15 protein-coding genes are annotated in these 19,438 nt (G+C 40.8%); 11 read left to right on the top strand and 4 right to left on the bottom strand.

Features of this window, described 5'->3' with window-relative positions; translation table 11 throughout:
- Window positions 1–63: 63 nt before the first annotated feature.
- The 3 genes from ACRRSQ_RS13890 to ACRRSQ_RS13880 all read right to left on the bottom strand — a co-directional run bounded on the left by ACRRSQ_RS13890 (window position 64) and on the right by ACRRSQ_RS13880 (window position 3,589).
- Window positions 64–960 (bottom strand): PEP-CTERM sorting domain-containing protein, encoded by an 897-nt coding sequence (locus ACRRSQ_RS13890; protein WP_440876353.1) that lies wholly within the window; start codon window positions 958–960, stop codon window positions 64–66.
- A 211-nt stretch (window positions 961–1,171) separates the two neighbouring features.
- The gene (locus tag ACRRSQ_RS13885) at window positions 1,172–2,182 is read right to left on the bottom strand and encodes a LysR family transcriptional regulator (protein ID WP_440876352.1); all 1,011 of its coding nucleotides are present in this window, start codon (window positions 2,180–2,182) and stop codon (window positions 1,172–1,174) included.
- 51 nt (window positions 2,183–2,233) lie between these two features.
- On the bottom strand, window positions 2,234–3,589 hold the full coding sequence (locus ACRRSQ_RS13880) for a DUF1254 domain-containing protein (protein ID WP_440876351.1): 1,356 nt from the start codon (window positions 3,587–3,589) through the stop codon (window positions 2,234–2,236).
- 564 nt (window positions 3,590–4,153) lie between these two features.
- Between ACRRSQ_RS13880 and ACRRSQ_RS13875 the strand changes: the two genes are divergently transcribed.
- Window positions 4,154–6,763 (top strand): TonB-dependent receptor, encoded by a 2,610-nt coding sequence (locus ACRRSQ_RS13875; protein ID WP_440876350.1) that lies wholly within the window; start codon window positions 4,154–4,156, stop codon window positions 6,761–6,763.
- A gap of 72 nt (window positions 6,764–6,835) precedes the next feature.
- Window positions 6,836–8,230 (top strand): phosphoesterase, encoded by a 1,395-nt coding sequence (locus tag ACRRSQ_RS13870; protein ID WP_440876349.1) that lies wholly within the window; start codon window positions 6,836–6,838, stop codon window positions 8,228–8,230.
- A 115-nt stretch (window positions 8,231–8,345) separates the two neighbouring features.
- Here ACRRSQ_RS13870 and fusA read toward each other — a convergent pair whose 3' ends face one another.
- On the bottom strand, window positions 8,346–10,433 hold the full coding sequence (gene fusA, locus ACRRSQ_RS13865; protein WP_440876348.1) for an elongation factor G: 2,088 nt from the start codon (window positions 10,431–10,433) through the stop codon (window positions 8,346–8,348).
- Window positions 10,434–11,416: 983 nt separating this feature from the next.
- On the opposite strand from fusA, the gene ACRRSQ_RS13860 reads away from it, so the two are divergent.
- The 9 genes from ACRRSQ_RS13860 (at window position 11,417) to rplV (ending at window position 19,428) form a co-directional block, all read left to right on the top strand.
- The gene (locus ACRRSQ_RS13860; protein WP_440876347.1) at window positions 11,417–12,526 is read left to right on the top strand and encodes an efflux RND transporter periplasmic adaptor subunit; all 1,110 of its coding nucleotides are present in this window, start codon (window positions 11,417–11,419) and stop codon (window positions 12,524–12,526) included.
- 11 nt (window positions 12,527–12,537) lie between these two features.
- Complete coding sequence (locus ACRRSQ_RS13855; protein ID WP_440876346.1) at window positions 12,538–15,684, top strand: efflux RND transporter permease subunit; 3,147 nt, start codon at window positions 12,538–12,540, stop codon at window positions 15,682–15,684.
- Window positions 15,685–16,059: 375 nt separating this feature from the next.
- Window positions 16,060–16,371, top strand: a complete 312-nt coding sequence (gene rpsJ / locus ACRRSQ_RS13850) for a 30S ribosomal protein S10 (protein WP_057179762.1) — start codon at window positions 16,060–16,062, stop codon at window positions 16,369–16,371.
- Between the two features lie 13 nt (window positions 16,372–16,384).
- On the top strand, window positions 16,385–17,023 hold the full coding sequence (gene rplC / locus ACRRSQ_RS13845) for a 50S ribosomal protein L3 (RefSeq protein WP_440876345.1): 639 nt from the start codon (window positions 16,385–16,387) through the stop codon (window positions 17,021–17,023).
- 15 nt (window positions 17,024–17,038) lie between these two features.
- Complete coding sequence (gene rplD, locus ACRRSQ_RS13840) at window positions 17,039–17,644, top strand: 50S ribosomal protein L4 (protein WP_440876344.1); 606 nt, start codon at window positions 17,039–17,041, stop codon at window positions 17,642–17,644.
- Window positions 17,641–17,943: a 50S ribosomal protein L23 gene (gene rplW / locus ACRRSQ_RS13835; RefSeq protein WP_440876343.1), complete on the top strand. Its 303-nt coding sequence runs from the start codon at window positions 17,641–17,643 to the stop codon at window positions 17,941–17,943. The genes rplD and rplW overlap by 4 nt, the downstream gene beginning before the upstream one ends.
- A gap of 12 nt (window positions 17,944–17,955) precedes the next feature.
- Window positions 17,956–18,780, top strand: coding sequence for a 50S ribosomal protein L2 (gene rplB, locus ACRRSQ_RS13830; RefSeq protein WP_440876342.1), 825 nt, complete (start codon window positions 17,956–17,958; stop codon window positions 18,778–18,780).
- Window positions 18,781–18,809: 29 nt separating this feature from the next.
- Window positions 18,810–19,085, top strand: a complete 276-nt coding sequence (gene rpsS / locus ACRRSQ_RS13825; protein WP_440876341.1) for a 30S ribosomal protein S19 — start codon at window positions 18,810–18,812, stop codon at window positions 19,083–19,085.
- A gap of 10 nt (window positions 19,086–19,095) precedes the next feature.
- Window positions 19,096–19,428, top strand: a complete 333-nt coding sequence (rplV, locus tag ACRRSQ_RS13820; protein ID WP_440876340.1) for a 50S ribosomal protein L22 — start codon at window positions 19,096–19,098, stop codon at window positions 19,426–19,428.
- Window positions 19,429–19,438 lie beyond the last annotated feature (10 nt).

The raw sequence follows: 19,438 nt of genomic DNA, 5'->3' as shown, positions 1-19,438 counted from the left end.
TTTAAGGTGGGTAAACAATAGGTTACTGCATGCATATGCAATAACCTATTGCAAATATGGGGGTTAAGAAGTTTTACGCTTAGTCGAAGTTAACGCGACTGCGGCAATCAACAATAAAGCAAAGCTTGAAGGTTCAGGTACTGAGGTACAACCTACGGTACAAACGCCAACTGTGGTATCGTCTAAATCTGCTCTTGGCGGTGAAGCATGCGATTCACCAAGTGCTAAAAATTCGGAAACAATATGATCTGGACTTATCCAGCTGTCAAAAGTATTAGGTGAAAACATAAATTCATAACCAACGTACGACTGCCAATATTTGCCGTTGTAGGCGGTCCCCAAATCTAAAGACGAAGCGGTATTAAAACCGTCAATACTAGCGTTGTAATCCATTGATGTTTTTATATTCTCAATAAAAGACGTATTGCCAGTTGCCACGCCATCAGCATCGCCAAAACCTGAGGTAACAAAACCTGAAGACTGAAAAGTATTGCTGTTGGAATAGGTTTTGTTATCACCTGAACCTTCAATGATACAGCTACCAACACAAGCAAGTAGGTCGATTTGTAATTTGGTTTCAATGCCATCAACAAAAAAGCTTAGTGATTGATTTAACCCTAAGTTGTCACTTTTAATAATATCTTTGAAAGTATGTTCTTTAAAGTTATTGGGGTTTTCTGGGCTGTAATCGGTTGAGTTGGCACCATAGGTAGTATCGACATATTCTTCAGCCATTTTGAAAAATAGGTATTGACCGTCGTCATCTTCACCAAAATACAAACCACCTAAACCGGAACCACCGCCGTTAAAGTTATATAAAACTTCGTAGCCTAACTGGTAGTTTTCTTCATCACCACATTCAAAGCAGCCGTCAACGGTAAAATTTCCTGCATTGGTTTGAAAGCACAGAAGGGCAATGAAAAAGAAAATGACGCTTTTTAATTTGGTTAAAATACCCACGTTATGCTCCTTTGATTGGTTGACGTTAATTATTTACAACTATAATCAGTAATATAAGCAAATTTTATACCGTGAAAAATATTCCCTTACTTTATATGGAGTTATATCTTTAAGTCTTGCTTGACCATCATCAAGTGCACATTACCTGTAAAAAATACTGACATTGCCTTAAGTATGAAGCTTTAACTGTTTTTATAATCGGAAGAGCAAACTACATGTAATTTCTTATCACTTTTTTAAGTGATTTTTCTAGCCATATGGTCATCGAGTCACTGCTATAGTGATTGGCATAAAATAAACCAATATCGCCGCTAGGTTGGGTTATTTCGGTTGAAAATGGAATGCTAATAAAACGCTCATCTAATTGCTGTGCGGCCAGTTTTGCGCTGAAAAAGATTAAGTCAGACTCAAGCAAGGTACGCAAAATAATACTTAAGTGGCTACAGCGAATTTTTACGTTAATGTCGATATTGTGCTTTAACAACTCTTGTTCAGCTTTTGGCGCTGCGTCGTTCCAGTCTTTCATCACATGCACAGCTAAATCGTATTGTTGAACGTGTTGCACCGTGATGATTTTTTCTTGGCTCAGCGGATGATCTTTTCGACATACCAATACAAAGTTGTCTTGCCCTAGTTTGTGTTGAATAAAACTTTTAGGCAGCTCCAATGGAAAGTAATTTAAGCCCATGCGGATAGCGCCTTGTGCTAAGTTTTTTGGCGTTGAGCTGTCCCAATCTTCAATGGTCAGTTCTATGCCGGGAGCTTGTTCTGCCAAATATTGACTAAAACTGGGCACCACCCATTCTGCAATGGATGCATTCATCGCTATGGTAATTCGCTCTTGGCTTTGTGTCGGCTCGAATGGTTTATTTTCAACGAGATTGTTGAGCTGTGATAACAGCTGAGGAAGTTCTTGCGCTAACTGTTCACCTTTTACTGTTAAAGCGAGGCTTTGTCCTTTGCGAACCAGTAATTTATCGCCCATCATGTCACGTAACCTGACGAGTGAGCGACTAACCGCAGATTGGCTTGTGTGTAATTCTTCTGCCGCCAAGGTAGTACTTTTAACTTTTAATAAAACTTGCAGGGTTAAGAGTAGGTTTAAGTCGATTCTATTCATGGCAATTTGTGAGTGTTTTAACGGTTTGGCAAGTTCAATACTTATTACTATAACAGTTTTATTTAACCAAGAGTGACCGCTTGCAGATAAAAAAACGGCCATCAGTATTAACTGATGGCCGTTTAAAGTAGTGATTGCTACAGCAGAGTATTATTACTTAGCAATACGGGTAAAGGCAGTAGCTTTCCACTTATCGGTTCTAACTTCTTCGCCCGGGGTATACATACGCAATATAGTGTAAAAGCTATGATCTGGAATAGGTAAGAAGTTCGGGTTGTTTTCTTGGCCTTTTGTATCAGAGCTCATATAAATGGTGTAGCTACCATCTTCATTTGGGGTTAGCGTACGGTCACCACGAGAGTGACGATTCAAGGCATTTTTTTCCATTAAGCGGGTTTTACCGCTGTAGGCGGTGTAAGACCAGAAACTTTCTACCGGCGGCGCAGTAAAGGTTACTGTGTAGTCGTTGGTGCTACCATCTAAAGGCTTTTTATCAGCTGAGAAAAAATCACCCGCGTACATGGTGTGCGCTGCAGGTAAACCCCATTGCCCCATTAGTGTGCCGTATGCATGTTGAAAACTTGGTACTGCAGTCATTTCTTCACGGGTACCTAAAACATCACGTGAATCGTCAAAGCCGGCATTTTTAATATGCTCAAAACCGTCTTTGCGTGCCGTTTCAATCATTGCTAACTGCTGCTTGGTGAAGCTTTGTTTTTTCGTAAGATCGATGCCTGCTTTAGCAAATTTGCTAAGAATTTTTGCATCGTGATCACCCATTGTACCTTCAGATAAAATAAACTGTGTGCGCTCAACCCAGTTGCTGTTTTCTGGATTTGGGTAGTTACGTTCAACCGCTTTTGGACCTTTTTGACCTAAGAATGCCGATAAAGGACGAACAGACCATTGGTCCATTAGTTTTTGCGCTGTGGCTGAATCGTCACCACCAATGTCCATAATACGGCCCATCATTTTAACTAATGGGTGTTCTACATAAATAACTTCGTCAACACTGGCGGGAACTTCACCTTCCCAACCTTCTACTGCATACATGAAAATACCGCCTTTGGTACCGCGATCTGGTGAACCAAAAGCTGAATCGGTAAAGTGCTGCATGTTCATGGTGTGGAACAACCAGTAGCGACCTTCGTCATGATCTGGAACTGTGATAATCACCGGCTCTGCTGCTAGGTCCATCCAGCCCATTAAATGCAATGTATCGTTATTAATGGTTGGGTGTGCAGTGTATTTATCGTCAGCTAATACACGTAAATTTTGGAAACGGTTTAGTGGGTAGTCTGCTTTTACCACGGTTTCGTAAAAGTACTTGTAGGCTTCGTCAATTGAAAAAGCATATTCATAAGCAAGCTGAGCGAGTTGCTTGTTATCGTTTTGCTGTGCTGCGGCAGTCACTTGAGTAAATGCTGATACCGGAGCTGTGTCTGCTGCCATAAGTGGTGTACATAACATAGTGCTAGTTAATGCGATTGCTAAAAGTGTTTTTTTCATGAGTAATACCTTTTGCCAGTAAATGTTAAATTTTTAAACTGGCTAAATCATAGCGCCGTTAATTAATTACTTAAAGGTTGTTGTTGTGGTAGTAAATATATCGAATTTGATATTAATTGATTGGTTGTGTTGACAATGTAACGAGTTGTTTAACAAATGCAGGGGCTAAGTTTATATCTAGCTTTTACTGTTCATCATTCGCTTTAAAGCGCTTTGCTTCTAGGACTTTTGGATGTTTTTCTAGGATTTATAGGCAGTTGGTTCTATGTGTCTTTCGCTGCTCAATTGTTTGAAAATTATCCAATAATATACAGTTTCCGTAGCTTTGTTATTGCCTGTCTCCCTTTTGTGATTAAAGTGTCTTTTGCTTGACTATAAATGTGTCTGTGTCATATTTTTTTTCATGCTTTAATTAATTTTATACACTTCATGTAATTGAATTATATATCTATTATTGATTTGTAACTTGCTTGTGAATAGTCATGGCCTGTCATTTTTCCTTCACGGTTTTGTCATATTTGTTGATTAATTTTGTCCTCGCTCTCAACACTCATTGGAAAAATTATGAAACTACAAACCTTAGCTGTGGCCGTACGCAATGCCTTAATTATTGCGACACCGCTAACTTTATTATCTACCCAAACTTTTGCCGCTGATGCTGAAACTGCTTCACAAGAAGAACAGATGGAAGTGATCACGGTAAAAACGTCTTATGCACGCAGTGTGAATCAGTCACTTAATAATCGTCGTTATACCAACAACTATGTTGATTCCATTGAAGCGGTTGATATTGGTAAATTCCCAGCTAATAACGTTGCCGAAGCGTTAGAAAAAGTGCCGGGTGTTGCTATTACGCGTGACCGTGGTGAAGGTGTATATGTACGAGTTCGTGGCTTAGGTGGTGAGTTTCAGGTAACCACGGTTAATGGTCAAACCATGGCGGTTAATGAAAATGTGCGAAATTCAGGTCAAACGGGTCGACAGTTTAGATACGACACTTTGCCGGCTGAGCTTATTTCTGGCTTAGAAGTGATTAAAAGCCCAACGGCAGATCTTGATGAAGGCGCGATTGGTGGTGTTGTTAACGTAAAAACCTTTAAGCCTTTAGATATTGGAGAAACAGTTGCCAAAGGCACGTTTGAACAAAGTTATGCTGCCTTAGCCAATGAATTAGACCCAAGAATGTCGGGCCTATACAACTGGGTAAATGATGAAAAAGACTTTGGTGTTTTAGTTTCTGCGGCATACTCGCAGCGCAGTACCCGCCAAGACCGTGTTAATGAAGTGAAATATACCACGGGCAATGAAGGTTCGCCGCATGATGGTCTTTCGCCAACAGGCTTTCGTCCAACGTTAGAAGAAGAAGATCGTGAACGCATTGGTTTATCAACCGCGTTGCAATGGCAACCAACTAGCAACTTAAACGTCACCGCTGAAATTTTAGCGACTCATCAAAGTGTTGCTTATGATGAACAAGGCTTAAGCATGGAGTGGGACGCCGAAGATTTTACTTTTGACGATGACAAGCGAATGTCTGGCGGCACTGACGCAGCTTCTGTGCAAATTGGTCGTGAAACGTCAGGGCTTATTGATAAAAATATTTCCAGCAAATTTGGCGTCGATTACACCGGTGATGTTTGGGATTTGTCACTCGCAGCATTTGTTGGTCGTGCGAAAAGTTTTACTGATGATCCGATTCGTCGCACGCGTTTAAGAACAGATAAAAATATCGGCATGGATGTTAGTTTTCCTGAAGCGGGTAATGGCGATATTCCAGACTGGGAATTTACGGGCGGTTATGATCCTATGGATCCGAGTCAAAACCCAGGTCGTCGTTTAGAATACCGCACCATTGACGCGCTTGATAAAGAACAAGCGATGCAGTTTGACGCTAAGCGTAGTTTAGATTTTGATGTATTCCATACCCTTAAAATGGGGACTAAAATACGTAACCGTAGCCGAGATTATGACCGCAGAGACTTCCAAATTTATGACGGCATTGAAGGCGTATATTTTGGCGATGAATTCTACGAACCATTTCCGGTTGATGACTTCTTAGGTGAAGATGATATTACTTGGATCACGCCTGATGAAGATATGTTTTGGTCGTTATGGGATGAAGACGCTGCGCTTGCACAAGAGTTAACAGATGAAGATAAGCTCAATTCATACTCTGTTGATGAAACCATTACCTCAGCTTACGCGATGGTCGATTTTGACGCGACCCTATTTAATTTACCGATGCGCGGTAACCTTGGTGTGCGTTATGTTCATACAGCACAAACCAGCTCTGGTCATGAAACGTTTAAAGACGATATGGGCAACGATATTGTTGAAGCAGTATCTTACGACAACAGTTACAGTGATGTATTACCGTCGTTTAACGCCGTGGTTGATTTAGACACCGACATGCTAGTGCGTTTTTCAGCAGCGCAGGTAATGACGCGTCCAGACTTAGCGGATTTATCGCCAAAGCTGACGTTTAACTCAAGTGGTCAAGTGTTAGAAGGCGTAGCCGGTAACCCTGAGCTTGACCCATTTCGAGCAAACCAAGTGGATGTTGCATGGGAATGGTACTTCAATGAAAGCTCAGCGTTAATGGCTGGCGCGTTTTATAAAGACATTACTTCTTTTATTCAAACCCAGTACGAACATCGTGACTATAACGGCGAAAGCTACCTTATTGAGAAAAAAGTTAATGGTAGTGAAGCCATGGTTAAAGGCTTAGAGCTTTCTTACCAACAAATGTTTACTCAGTTACCTTACCCATATAACGGTATGGGTGTGCAAATGAACTACACTTTCACTGATAGCGAAGCTTTGTATATTGATGGTGAAGATGAAATTCGCGACCAACTTGAAGGGGTGGCAAAAAATTCATTTAACATCACGACATTCTTTGAACAAGACGACTGGTCGCTACGTTTATCTTACTCGTGGAATGATGAAATTGTTAATGCGGTAGGTATGGCTAATCAAGCCACCACTAATACTGATTCATTTGGTACTTTAGATATGAATGTATCTTACAAAATTAACGACAAAATGAGCGTCTATTTTAATGGTATGAACTTAACTGGCGCTACCGAAGATTGGTTTGTTGGCGATGATCATTTTGGTGGCTTCACCAACTATGGTCGCACCTTTTCTTTAGGTATTCGCGGCACATTATAATTTTTATGTTTCTATTAACCTTAGCTTGGTTTACATCAAGCTAAGGTTTTTTTGTTTATTAAGGAAATCCTTATGCGCTTTTTTAAAAAAAGTTTGTTGGCATCAAGCCTCTTGTTACTTACCAGCCATGCTTCGGCCAATATTCAAGAACGAGAATGGTTAGCAGGCGATCACCATGTTCACACCCATTGGAGTGTTGGTTGGGATCACAATGTCAATCCGCCGGCGCCAATAAAAGCAGGCGATGCCATTTATTCTTATCAAAAAAATGCCCGTACCGGTCAAACTCATGGCTTAAGTTGGATAGTCAATACCGATCACGGTGGACCAAATCATTCAAATGTTAACTACGATAAAGCGTATCCAGAGCTTGTCGCTTCCCGCGAAGCGTATCACGGTCTGATTCAGTTTTATGGCATTGAACTTGATACCCCAGCCGGTGAACACTCAACGGTTATTATGCCGGTAAAAGACAGCGAGCATGACGATCTACACGAATTTCAGCGTAAATACAGCACCCGAGAAGTACTCGATGCACAGGCAAAAAATGCGCGTGATACCGTTGAGCATATGAGCGCTGCAGTAAGACATTTAGATGAACTTGAACATAAACCACTGGTATTTATTAATCATCCAGCAAGAACGGCCAAAGGCTTAGGGCAGTGGGGAGATGTTACCCCAGAAAAAATTAAAACGTGGCACAGAGCTGCGCCAAAAGTGCTTGTTGGAATGGAAGGGGCGCCTGGCCATCAAGCCGATTTTGAGCGTCGAGGCAGTTATAACAATTATCCAACCATGGGCGGCTTTGATCAAATGACCGCGGTTGTAGGTGGTTTATGGGATCATTTACTCGGTGCTGGTAATAAGTTTTGGATTTCAGCCAATTCTGATGCACACAGCAATGTACGCGAAGGCGGCAATGATTTTTTCCCTGGTGAATATAGTAAAACTTATGTGCATGCACAAAAGCATGCAGAGGATATTTTAGACGGTTTACGTCATGGGCGAATTTTTGTCACCACCGGCGATCTGATCAACTCGCTTGATGTTCAGCTATCATCATCTGGGCAACATAAGGTCAGTGCAAGCATGGGCGAAACGTTAGTCAAAGCAGACAGTTCAACATTGCAATTAACGCTTGCGATCAAGCAAAGTGACCTAGCTAACGCTAATGGCGATTTGCCTCGTTTAGAGCGAATTGATGTGATTATGGGTGCGGTAAATCCAGAAATTGAAAAGTTTGGCGATAATAATCCAACCACTGAAGTGATTAAGCGTATTGATAAAAAGGATTTTAAATGGCGCAGTGATACCTTGGAATTAACGCTAACACTACCTAAAAAGTCTGAACATGGTTATGTTCGATTACGTGGTACCAATACACAAGAAATAGAGCCGCTAGTTGATAAAACGAATGAGAGCCCTTGGCAAGATCTGTGGTTTTATTCCAACCCTATCTTTTGGTAACAAACTTTCGTTACCTTTAAAGCAAGTATAAACTAATTTAATAGCTGTTTTATGTATTATAAAAAAACCCCGAAGCTTGCGCTTTCGGGGTTTTTTATTAGCTATAAATAACTAATTATTTTTTAGCGTTACGCTCTTTAACTTCAGCGATAACTGTTTCAGCTACGTTAGCAGGACATGGCATGTAGTGAGAGAATTCCATAGAGAATTGACCACGACCAGATGTCATTGTACGTAAGTGCCCGATGTAACCGAACATTTCTGAAAGAGGTACGTCAGCCTTGATGCGAACACCTGTAGTGCCAGCTTCTTGGTCTTTGATCATACCACGACGACGGTTAAGGTCACCGATTACGTCACCTACGTGATCTTCTGGAGTGAACACGTCAACTTTCATGATAGGTTCAATTAGTTGAGGACCTGCTTTTGGAATTGATTGACGGAATGCGCCTTTAGCAGCGATTTCGAAAGCAACAGCAGATGAATCAACCGCGTGGAAACCACCGTCGTATAATTCAACTTCAACGTCAAGCACTGGGAAGCCGGCTAAAACACCTTCGTCCATCATGCCTTTAAAGCCTTTCTCGATTGCTGGGAAGAATTCCTTAGGAACGTTACCACCAACAACAGTAGACTTAAATGTGAAACCTGAGTTTGGCTCACCTGGATTGATGCGGTAATCGATCTTACCGAATTGACCTGAACCACCAGATTGTTTCTTATGTGTGTAAGAATCTTCAATTGGCTGCGTGATTGTTTCACGGTAGGCAACTTGTGGCTTACCAACAACTAAGTCAACGCCGTAAGTACGTTTTAAGATATCTACTTTGATATCTAAGTGAAGTTCACCCATACCACGTAAGATGGTTTCACCTGAATCTTCATCAGTTTCAACTTTAAACGTTGGATCTTCAGCAACCATTTTACCAATAGCAACACCCATTTTCTCTGAACCACCTTTATCTTTAGGTGCAACAGCAATTGAGATTACTGGTTCTGGGAATACCATAGCTTCAAGAGTACATGGTTCTTTAACAGAACATAAAGTATGACCTGTTTGAACGTTCTTCATACCAACGATCGCAAGAATGTCACCCGCTTGTGCTGAAGTTAGCTCAGTACGGTCTTCTGCTTGCATCTCTACCATACGGCCGATACGCTCAGTTTTACCTGTGAATGAGTTAAGTACAGTATCACCTTTATTTAATGTACCTGAGTATACACGTACGAAAGTAAGGGCACCGAAACGGTCATCCATAATTTTGAATGCTAATGCGCGGAAAGGTTCAGCAGCATCAACTAGTGCAAATTCACCCGTTGGTTCACCTTCTTCGTCAGTTAACGGTTGAGGTGGAACTTCAGTTGGTGAAGGTAAGTAATCAACAACCGCATCAAGAAGAAGTTGCATACCTTTGTTCTTAAATGCAGAACCACAGTATGTTGGGAAGAATAACAATTCATTTGTACCTTTACGGATACACGCTTTGATTTGCTCTTCTGTTGGGTTAACTTCACCTTCTAAGTATTCCATTAGTAGGTCTTCATCAGCTTCTAATGCCGTTTCAATTAACATTTCACGGTATTCAGCAGCTTGGTCTACCATGTCAGCTGGAATATCTGTAATTTCGTAGTTTTCTGGTTGGCCTGAATCATCCCAAACGTAAGCTTTTTGAGATAATACATCTACAACACCTACAAAATCGTCTTCTTCACCAATTGGTAATGTCATTACTAGTGGACGTGCACCAAGTACGTTTTCTACTTGGTCTTTTACGCGGAAGAAGTTTGCACCTAAACGGTCAAGTTTGTTGACAAAAATTAAACGTGCAACTTTTGATTCGTTAGCATAGCGCCAGTTAGTTTCTGATTGAGGTTCAACACCACCAGAACCACAGAATACACCGATACCACCATCAAGTACTTTTAATGAACGGTAAACTTCTACTGTGAAGTCAACGTGACCCGGGGTGTCAATTACGTTAAAACGGTGCTTTTTCCATTCACAAGTTACAGCAGCAGATTGGATAGTGATACCGCGCTCAGCTTCCTGTTCCATGAAGTCAGTCGTTGACTCACCATCGTGAACCTCACCGATCTTATGGATCATACCTGTTAATTTAAGGATACGTTCAGTTGTTGTGGTTTTACCAGCATCAACGTGAGCGAAGATACCAATATTTCTGTATTTGGATAAATCTGCCATTACTTTACTCTATTTAAGTTCTACTAAAAAAGTGGAATTGTTGAAAATTTGCGCGCGAGTATACCATTACTTGATTGAAACCTACATAAGAATTTTCGTTTACCGCGAGTGATCGAAAAAAATTTCAGCTAAATGGCTTATTTAACGTCGAAATTAATTATAACTATAAATAGGTAGAGCATAGCGCTGCTTATATCTAATTAGCTTTATATAAGAAATAGTGATTTAAGTGCTGTTCAAACGGGTTAAATAGCTTGTTACAAATTACTCTGCGCTAATGCCATCAATCGTTATGCTTATATCGCCAAACCTAAACCTGGTCGTCAAAACGATGAATTATTTGTACTTATATATAGGTATAAATAATTCACATCTTCATCAATATCTTTATTCATTGTTATATAAGGGCTTTTTGGAGCACGAGCGTCACTTGGTTTTAAGGAGGGGGAGCCTTTGCTTGCAATTGCCAATTAAAGGCTAATTGACTATTACACACTTAAGTTATTTGACTTTAATTTGTGGGAAGTAAAGTCACGCCTTCATTGAATGTTTATTTGTAAATGAGGTGTAACAAATTCAGAACTTACATTACAATTGATAATGGAAATAGGTGGTCTAACAAGTTCATGGTTGTGCGTTATGTCACAACAAGGTGTGTGCTACAACGTCTGCAGTGAAGGTGGTTAGTGTTGTCTGTGATTTTTTTCACGCGGGCTAGGTTATTTGTAAAATATGTAAGCTTTTGGCGTTACAAATTGATACCGAATAGCGAAAGTTTTCACATAGTATCTTCTTATGTACTCGATTACAGTACCGCCATTAAGTTCAATTAAAGCTAATTCATTTTTTATATAAATATAACGCGGAACACATAAAACACATTATGGACTTTCGTATTTAGATTAATGTTAACCCTATGGGTGCATGCAATAATGCATTGAAATGCTTTGCTCATTACGGTTTGCTTGGAGATTAAAAGACGCATGAAAAAGTTAACTATATTTTTGGTAGCAACACTCGCATTAGCAGGTTGTGAACAAGGGGCTAAAAAAACTGCCCCACAACAAAAAGCTCCTGAAGTAGGTGCTGTAGAGATAAAAAGTGAAACTGTTAAACTCACTGGTCGTCTTCAAGGTCGCATCGAACCTACAGCTAAAGTGATGCTAATGGCTCAGGTCTCTGGTGTCATTACTGACATTAAAGTACAAGAAGGGGATAAAGTTAAGAAGGGCGAAACTATCGCCATTATTGACCGTGAACCTTATAAAGCAGCTGTTAATCAACAAGAAAGCTTAGTGAAACAAGCTGAATCTGCACTTGATTTAGCAGAAGTAAAGTACAGTATGGCAAAAATGCTTGCAGGCAAAGAAGTGCTTAGCGACTTAGACCAAGAGCAAGTGAAAGTAGACCGTGATGTAGCATCAGCGGCTTTGGCAACAGCAAAAGCAAATTTAGAAAGTGCACGAATTAACTTAGAGCGTTCTATTGTTGTGGCTCCATTTGATGGTGTTGTTGGCGAATTTCAGCGTGAAAAGGGAGACTTAGTTGGTCCTCTAGCCGTAGGAACTTTTGGTGGCATTGTTCATATTACAGCAAATGATAATGTGCAAGTTTATGCTCAATTAGATGAGAAGCAACATTACGAATTTATGCGCCGCCAGCAAGAAGAAGGTTTTGTTCCTGATTTATTGGAAATTGAGTTACCAGACGGTACGCGTTACGACTACACAGGTAAGCTTGACTACATTGGTACTGAAGTGTCTAAAACGACTGGTACTGTAACGTACCGCGCGCAATTCCCTAACCCGAAAGGTTTGTTATTAGGTGGTCAAAACGTAGGCATTTTAATTACTGTTGCTAAACCAGAAAAATTAGTGCTTATCCCTCAAGCAGCTGTTCAAGAAGACCAAGTAGGTCGCTATGTTTATTCATTAGATGAAACCAATGTTGTTAAGAAAACATACATTAGCGTTGGTGAGCGTGTAGGTGAAAACTGGGCGGTTTCAAAAGGCTTAGTTGAAGGTGATAAAATCATCGTTAATGGTTTGTTGAAAGCGAAACCTGGCAAGCAAGTAGCACCTGTATTTAACTAAGGAATCTTAACATGATTGATTTTTTTATAAATCGTCCTAAGTTTGCGATTGTCATTGCGATAGTAATGACACTTGCAGGTTTAATGACCATTGTAAATATGCCGGTGTCGCTATACCCAAGTGTTGCGCCACCAACCATTAAGGTAACAGCATTCTTCCCAGGTGCTGACCATAATACCATTCGTGATACGGTCGCTACTGTAATTGAGCAGCAAGTGAACGGTGTTGAAGACATGATTTATATTGACTCTAAGTCAAGTAATGACGGTTCTTATATCGCGAAAGTTACCTTTGAAATTGGTACTGATCCTGATGAAGCGCAAACGCTTGTGCAAAACAGGGTAAATAAGGCGATGAGTAAACTTCCGGGTATCGTTAAACAATTAGGTGTAACGGTAGCTAAAGTATCTCCAGATTTGCTTTTAACTTTAAACGTATATTCACCTAACGGTACATACGACGATTTATTTATCTCTAACTTTGTTTCTATTAATATCAAAGATCCTTTATTACGTATTCGTGGTTTAGGTGAGTTAAATATTATTGGTGAGAAAAACTACTCGGTACGTGTTTGGTTAGACAACGAAAAACTTTCTGCTTTAAAAGTTAACCCTAGCGAAGTAAGTGCAGCTATTGCGTCACAAAACACGACTGTTGCGGCAGGTAAGTTAGGTGAGTCTCCATCGGTAGATGAGCAAGTTTTCCAATATGCTATTCAAACCCGTGGTCGCCTAAAAGAATTGGAAGACTTTGAAAATGTTATTGTACGTGCAGATTCATTTGGCGGTTTAATTCGTGTTAAAGACGTAGCTCGTGTTGAGTTAGGTGCTGAATCATATAGTTCATCTTCTCGTTATAAGTCTTATAGTAGCCCGCTAGTTATGGGGTATTTATCACCGGGTGCTAACTCAATTGAAGTGGCAACGGCGATCAAAAAAGAACTGAAAGAATTGGAAAAAGGTTTTCCAGATGACCTAGAATATGCGATTTCTTTTGACTCTACTGAATTTACCTTAGCGTCAATGGATGAAGTATATAAAACATTTTTTGAAGCATTGTTTTTAGTAGGTGTTATTACCTTCCTATTCTTACAAAACTGGCGTGCAACCTTAATTCCTTTAATTGCCATTCCAGTATCACTTATTGCCACCTTTGTTGTTATGCAATCATTTGGTATGGATATTAATACCATTTCAATGTTTGGTTTGATTCTTGCGATTGGTATCGTAGTTGATGCTGCTATTGTTGTAATCGAAAACGTTGAGCGCATCATGCATGAAGAGCATATCGATGCGAAACCTGCTACATCAAAAGCAATGAAAGAAGTTACCGCACCACTTGTCGCATCAGCCTTAGTATTAATGGCGGTGTTTGTACCTGTATCTTTAGCACCAGGTATGGTTGGTATTTTATATCAACAATTTGGTGTGGCGATTGTTGCTTCAACCATTATTTCAACCATTGTTGCGTTAATTTTAACGCCGGCACTTTGTGCAGCAATGATGAAAGTCGAACCATTAAAAGAAACAGGTATCCTAGGTTTTGTTAACCGTATTATCAACGGTATGAACAAAGGATACGGCGGTATCGTTGGCTTCCTAGGCAAACGTTTCTTCTTAACGATTAGTATTTTTATTGCGGTACTTTGTTATACAGGCTACTTAGGTAACAACATGTCTTCAGGCTTTTTGCCAGTAGAAGATAAAGGTACTTTCTTAGTCGATGTAACATTACCTGAAGCGACAACTTTAGCGCGTACCCAAAAGGTTGTTGAAAAGGTTACCGCTGATATTGAAGCGATTCCAGGTGTTAAAGCAACAGCTTCAGGCTCAGGCTTTAGTATTTTGAAAGGCGCGTTATCAACGAACTCTGCTTTGATCATTGTCACGCTAGATACTTGGAGCGAACGTCAAACGCCAGAACTATCGTTAAATGCAATTGTTGCTCAAGCACAGGGCGCGATGTCTCAATATAAAGAGCTTCGTTCATTGCCGTTAACTATGCCAGCTATCCCTGGTTTAGGTGCAACGTCGGGTATTTCATTAATCCTTGAAGATACACTCGGTCGCTCAACTGAATCAATTGGACCGGTATATCAACAGTTTGCTCAAGAATTGATGGCACAGCCTGAAATTATGGTAGCGATGTCAACGTTCACTGCTAACGTTCCACAAATGAAACTTGATATTGACTACGAAAAAGCCTTTAAACAAGGTGTTCGCCCTGAAGCGGTAAATCAGGTTGTTGGTATTTCATTTGGTAAGCAGTATGTAAATGACTACACCAAATTTGGTAAAAATTTCCAAGTGAACGTGATGTCTGATGCGCAATACCGTAATGACGAAACCGACCTAGAAACCTTGTACGTGAAAGCTACAACAGGTGACATGGTTCCGTTCTCTTCATTTGCTAAATTTGAACCGATAGTAGGTGCTGACATTTCAGCTCGTTACAACTTGTTTAACGCAACTCAATTACTTATCGTTCAAAACCCGGCATTCGGTTCTGGTGATGTAATTAAGAAAATTGAAGAAGTTGCCGCTAACCTTCCAGAAGGTTACAAAACAGAATGGACAGCATTAACGTATCAAGAAGTTAAAACCTCTGGTGGTATGGTCGCGCTATTTGCAATTGCACTACTATTTACTTTCTTATTCTTAGTAGCGCAATACGAAAGTTGGATGACACCATTTGCCATTATTCTTTGTGTACCAACCGCGTTATTAGGTGCTATGGTTTACGTAAGTGCTGCGGGTGGAACACTTAACTTATACGTACAAATTGGTTTAGTTCTGATGATTGGTATGGCGTGTCGTAACGCGATATTGATTGTTGAATTTGCTAAGGTATTACGTGAAGAGAAAGGTTTAAGCGTGCTTGAAGCGGGTGTTCAAGCCGCTAAGCTGAGAATGCGCGCCGTATTAATGACAGCATTAGCGTTTATTTTAGGTGTTATTCCTTTAGTATTAGCGTCAGGTGCAGGTGCAGCAAGTCGTAACGCGATGGGCCAATCAGTATTTGGTGGCATGTTATCGGCAACATTTGTTGGTTGTATCTTTGTACCTATCTTCTTTATGATGATGCAAAAATTACGTGAAAGATGTGGTTCAAAAACAGAAGTCGCTAGACTTGCTGATGAACAACAGACAGAAAAATAAGTTTCTCTTTGAAAGTGCCTTTGAAAAACAAGGCACTGAAGAGCTAAAAACGCGAACTATATAGTTCGCGTTTTTTTTGTCTATTTTTTATCGGTATTGGTATTACCGCGGTTAAGTATTTTACTTCCCAGAACCCAAGTCAGGGGTTTATTTAACTAACCCAATTTACTGCTTGCAGAAAATATAAACTTATGTATAATACGCGTCCGCACTGGGCACTATGTCTGATGCGAATGCTGACTAGATACGTATATTAGTTAGCTTTATACAGCGACCTCGATATGAGGTTGAATGAAATTTAGCGACACTCCCCCCTTTTATACTAAAAAGGTGATGGGCAGTGTTTTGTTGTTCTTTAAAATGGGGATTTGATTAATGTCAAATCAAAGAATTCGCATTCGTTTGAAAGCGTTCGATCATCGTTTGATTGATCAATCAACAGCAGAAATCGTTGACACTGCAAAACGTACTGGCGCACAGGTTCGTGGTCCAATTCCACTTCCTACTCGCAAGGAACGTTTCACTATCTTGATTTCTCCACACGTTAACAAAGATGCTCGTGATCAGTACGAAATTCGTACTCACAAGCGTTTAATTGATATCGTAGAACCAACTGAAAAGACTGTAGACGCATTAATGCGTTTAGACTTAGCAGCTGGTGTTGACGTTCAAATCAGCTTGGGTTAATAGGAGTTTTAACATGACTATAGGTCTAGTTGGACGTAAAGTGGGTATGACTCGCATCTTCACTGAAGATGGTGTATCTACTCCTGTTACAGTCCTAGAAGTTGAAGCCAACCGTGTTGCTCAGGTTAAAACTGTTGACAACGATGGTTACTCAGCGCTTCAAGTTACTACCGGTAGCAAAAAAGCAAACCGTGTAAACAAACCAACAGCTGGCCATTTCGCTAAAGCTGGCATCGAAGCAGGCCGTGGCTTGTGGGAATTCCGCTTAAATGCAAATGAAGGCGAAGGTCTAGAAGCTGGCAGTGAAATCACTGTTGAGTTATTCAATGACACGAAATTAGTGGATGTAACTGGCACCTCAAAAGGTAAAGGTTTCCAAGGTGGTATTAAGCGTTGGAATTTCTCAATGCAAGATGCTACTCACGGTAACTCGATCTCTCACCGTTCAAACGGTTCGATTGGTCAGTGTCAAACACCAGGTCGTGTTTTCAAAGGCAAAAAAATGTCTGGTCACATGGGTGCTGTGAAAGTTACTACACAAAACCTTGAATTGGTTCGTGTTGATGCAGAACGCAACTTGCTCCTTATTAAAGGTGCAGTTCCGGGCGCAATCAACGGCAACGTAATCATCAAACCAGCTGTTAAAGCCTAGTCCAGGAGATTTGTGATGGAATTAGCATTAAAAGACGCTTCAGGCGCTCTTGAAGTTTCTGAAACAACTTTTGGACTTGAGTTTAATGAAGCTCTTGTACACCAAGTAGTAGTTGCATACGCAGCTGGTGCTCGTGCAGGTACTCGTGCTCAGAAAACTCGTTCAGAAGTTAGTGGTGGTGGCGCAAAACCATGGCGTCAAAAAGGTACTGGCCGTGCTCGTGCTGGTACTACTCGTGGTCCAATCTGGCGTACTGGTGGCGTAACATTCGCTGCTAAGCCACAAGATCACAGCCAAAAAGTTAACCGTAAAATGTACCGTGGTGCGATCAAAAGCATCCTTTCTGAGTTAGTTCGTCAAGAACGCTTAGTTGTGGTTGAAAATTTTGCTGTTGAAACGCCAAAGACTAAAGAGTTAGTTGCTAAGCTTAACGGTTTAGAACTTAAAGACGTGTTAATCGTTACTCCAGAAGTTGATGAGAACTTGTTCTTATCAGCGCGCAACTTATACAAAGTTGACGTTCGTGATGTAGACGGTATTGACCCAGTTTCTTTAGTTGGTTTCGAAAAAGTTTTGATGACTGCTACTGCAGTTAAGCAAATTGAGGAGATGTTAGGATGATAAGCGAAGAACGTTTGTTAAAAGTGCTTTTGGCACCAAACATTTCTGAAAAAAGCACAATGGCTGCTGAAGCAAACAACACTGTTGTTTTCAAAGTTGCCCCTACTGCTACTAAAGCTGAAATCAAAGCTGCTGTTGAGAAACTTTTCGAAGTTTCAGTTGAAGGTGTTCGCACACTTAATGTTAAAGGCAAAGTGAAACGTACTGGTGCTCGTTTTGGTCGCAGAAGCGATTGGAAAAAAGCATACGTTACTCTTGCTGAAGGCAGCGACATCGACTTCGTCGGCGCGGAATCATAGGAGTTTACGAAAATGGCTATAGTTAAATGTAAACCTACTTCTCCGGGTCGTCGCCACGTTGTTAAAGTGGTTAACACGGAATTGCATAAAGGTAAGCCTTACGCACCATTATTAGACACTAAGTCTAAGTCTGGTGGTCGTAACAATAACGGTCGCATTACTGTTCGTCACGTTGGTGGTGGTCATAAGCAACATTACCGTTTAATCGACTTTAAGCGTACTAAAGATGGCATCCCTGCAAAAGTAGAGCGTTTGGAATATGATCCAAACCGTAGTGCAAACATTGCACTTGTATTATACGCAGATGGTGAACGTCGTTACATCTTAGCCCCTAAAGGCTTAACAGCTGGTGATACGATCCAGTCTGGTGTAGACGCACCAATCAAAGCAGGTAATACATTACCGCTTCGCAATACTCCATTAGGTAGTGTTGTACATGCAATCGAACTTAAACCTGGTAAAGGTGCACAAATCGCTCGTGCTGCTGGTACTTATGCTCAATTAGTAGCAAAAGACGGCGCATACGTTACTTTACGTCTTCGCTCTGGCGAAATGCGTAAAATCGAAGCGGATTGTCGTGCAACTTTAGGTGAAATCGGCAACGCTGAACACATGCTTCGCTCTTTGGGTAAAGCAGGTGCTACACGCTGGCGTGGTGTTAGACCAACTGTTCGTGGTGTTGCCATGAACCCAGTTGATCACCCACACGGTGGTGGTGAAGGTAAAACTTCAGGCGGTCGTCACCCGGTATCACCTTGGGGTGTACCAACTAAGGGTTACAAGACTCGTAAGAACAAGCGTACTGATAAGTTCATCGTACGTCGTCGTACTAAATAATAGTACTAATTAATTAAAGAGGAATCACCATGCCACGTTCTCTCAAGAAAGGTCCATTTATTGACCTACACTTGTTGACGAAGGTAGAGAAAGCGGTGGAAAGCGGGAATAAAAAGCCAATTAAAACTTGGTCCCGTCGCTCAATGATCATACCAACTATGATCGGATTGACCATCGCTGTCCATAATGGCCGTCAACACGTTCCTGTATTTGTTACTGATGAAATGATCGGTCACAAATTAGGGGAATTTGCACCAACTCGTACTTATCGCGGCCACGTCGCTGATAAGAAAGCGAAAAGATAGGGGAAATTAGATGGAAGCTATTGCTAAACATAAATTTGCCCGCGGTTCTGCTCAAAAAGCACGTTTAGTTGCGGATCAAATCCGTGGCGAACACGTTGAGAAAGCACTTGAAATCTTAACTTATAGCAACAAATCAGCTGCTGTTTTAGTTAAGAAAGTACTTGATTCAGCGATTGCTAATGCCGAGCATAACGAAGGTGCAGACATTGATGAATTATTCGTTAAAACTATTATGATTGACGATGGTCCAACAATGAAACGTATTAAGCCTCGTGCGAAAGGTCGCGCGGATCGTATCCTTAAGCGTACTAGCCACATTACTGTGGTTGTATCTGATAACTAGGAGATATTAG

This window comes from Thalassotalea sp. PLHSN55, from assembly GCF_052030545.1.
In the GTDB taxonomy this organism is placed as follows: Bacteria; Pseudomonadota; Gammaproteobacteria; order Enterobacterales; family Alteromonadaceae; genus CANMXU01.
Note: the sequence above shows the minus strand (reverse complement) of the source record. Positions and strands in the feature narration are given on the sequence as shown.

Excerpts from the sequence above, each read along its gene's own strand:
- ACRRSQ_RS13885 (WP_440876352.1), bottom strand. The coding sequence starts at position 2,182 with ATGGCCGTTTTTTTATCTGCAAGCGGTCACTCTTGGTTAAATAAAACT.
- ACRRSQ_RS13880 (WP_440876351.1), bottom strand. The coding sequence starts at position 3,589 with ATGAAAAAAACACTTTTAGCAATCGCATTAACTAGCACTATGTTATGT.
- ACRRSQ_RS13875 (WP_440876350.1), top strand. The coding sequence starts at position 4,154 with ATGAAACTACAAACCTTAGCTGTGGCCGTACGCAATGCCTTAATTATT.
- ACRRSQ_RS13870 (WP_440876349.1), top strand. The coding sequence starts at position 6,836 with ATGCGCTTTTTTAAAAAAAGTTTGTTGGCATCAAGCCTCTTGTTACTT.
- fusA (WP_440876348.1), bottom strand. The coding sequence starts at position 10,433 with ATGGCAGATTTATCCAAATACAGAAATATTGGTATCTTCGCTCACGTT.
- ACRRSQ_RS13860 (WP_440876347.1), top strand. The coding sequence starts at position 11,417 with ATGAAAAAGTTAACTATATTTTTGGTAGCAACACTCGCATTAGCAGGT.
- ACRRSQ_RS13855 (WP_440876346.1), top strand. The coding sequence starts at position 12,538 with ATGATTGATTTTTTTATAAATCGTCCTAAGTTTGCGATTGTCATTGCG.
- rpsJ (WP_057179762.1), top strand. The coding sequence starts at position 16,060 with ATGTCAAATCAAAGAATTCGCATTCGTTTGAAAGCGTTCGATCATCGT.
- rplC (WP_440876345.1), top strand. The coding sequence starts at position 16,385 with ATGACTATAGGTCTAGTTGGACGTAAAGTGGGTATGACTCGCATCTTC.
- rplD (WP_440876344.1), top strand. The coding sequence starts at position 17,039 with ATGGAATTAGCATTAAAAGACGCTTCAGGCGCTCTTGAAGTTTCTGAA.
- rplW (WP_440876343.1), top strand. The coding sequence starts at position 17,641 with ATGATAAGCGAAGAACGTTTGTTAAAAGTGCTTTTGGCACCAAACATT.
- rplB (WP_440876342.1), top strand. The coding sequence starts at position 17,956 with ATGGCTATAGTTAAATGTAAACCTACTTCTCCGGGTCGTCGCCACGTT.
- rpsS (WP_440876341.1), top strand. The coding sequence starts at position 18,810 with ATGCCACGTTCTCTCAAGAAAGGTCCATTTATTGACCTACACTTGTTG.
- rplV (WP_440876340.1), top strand. The coding sequence starts at position 19,096 with ATGGAAGCTATTGCTAAACATAAATTTGCCCGCGGTTCTGCTCAAAAA.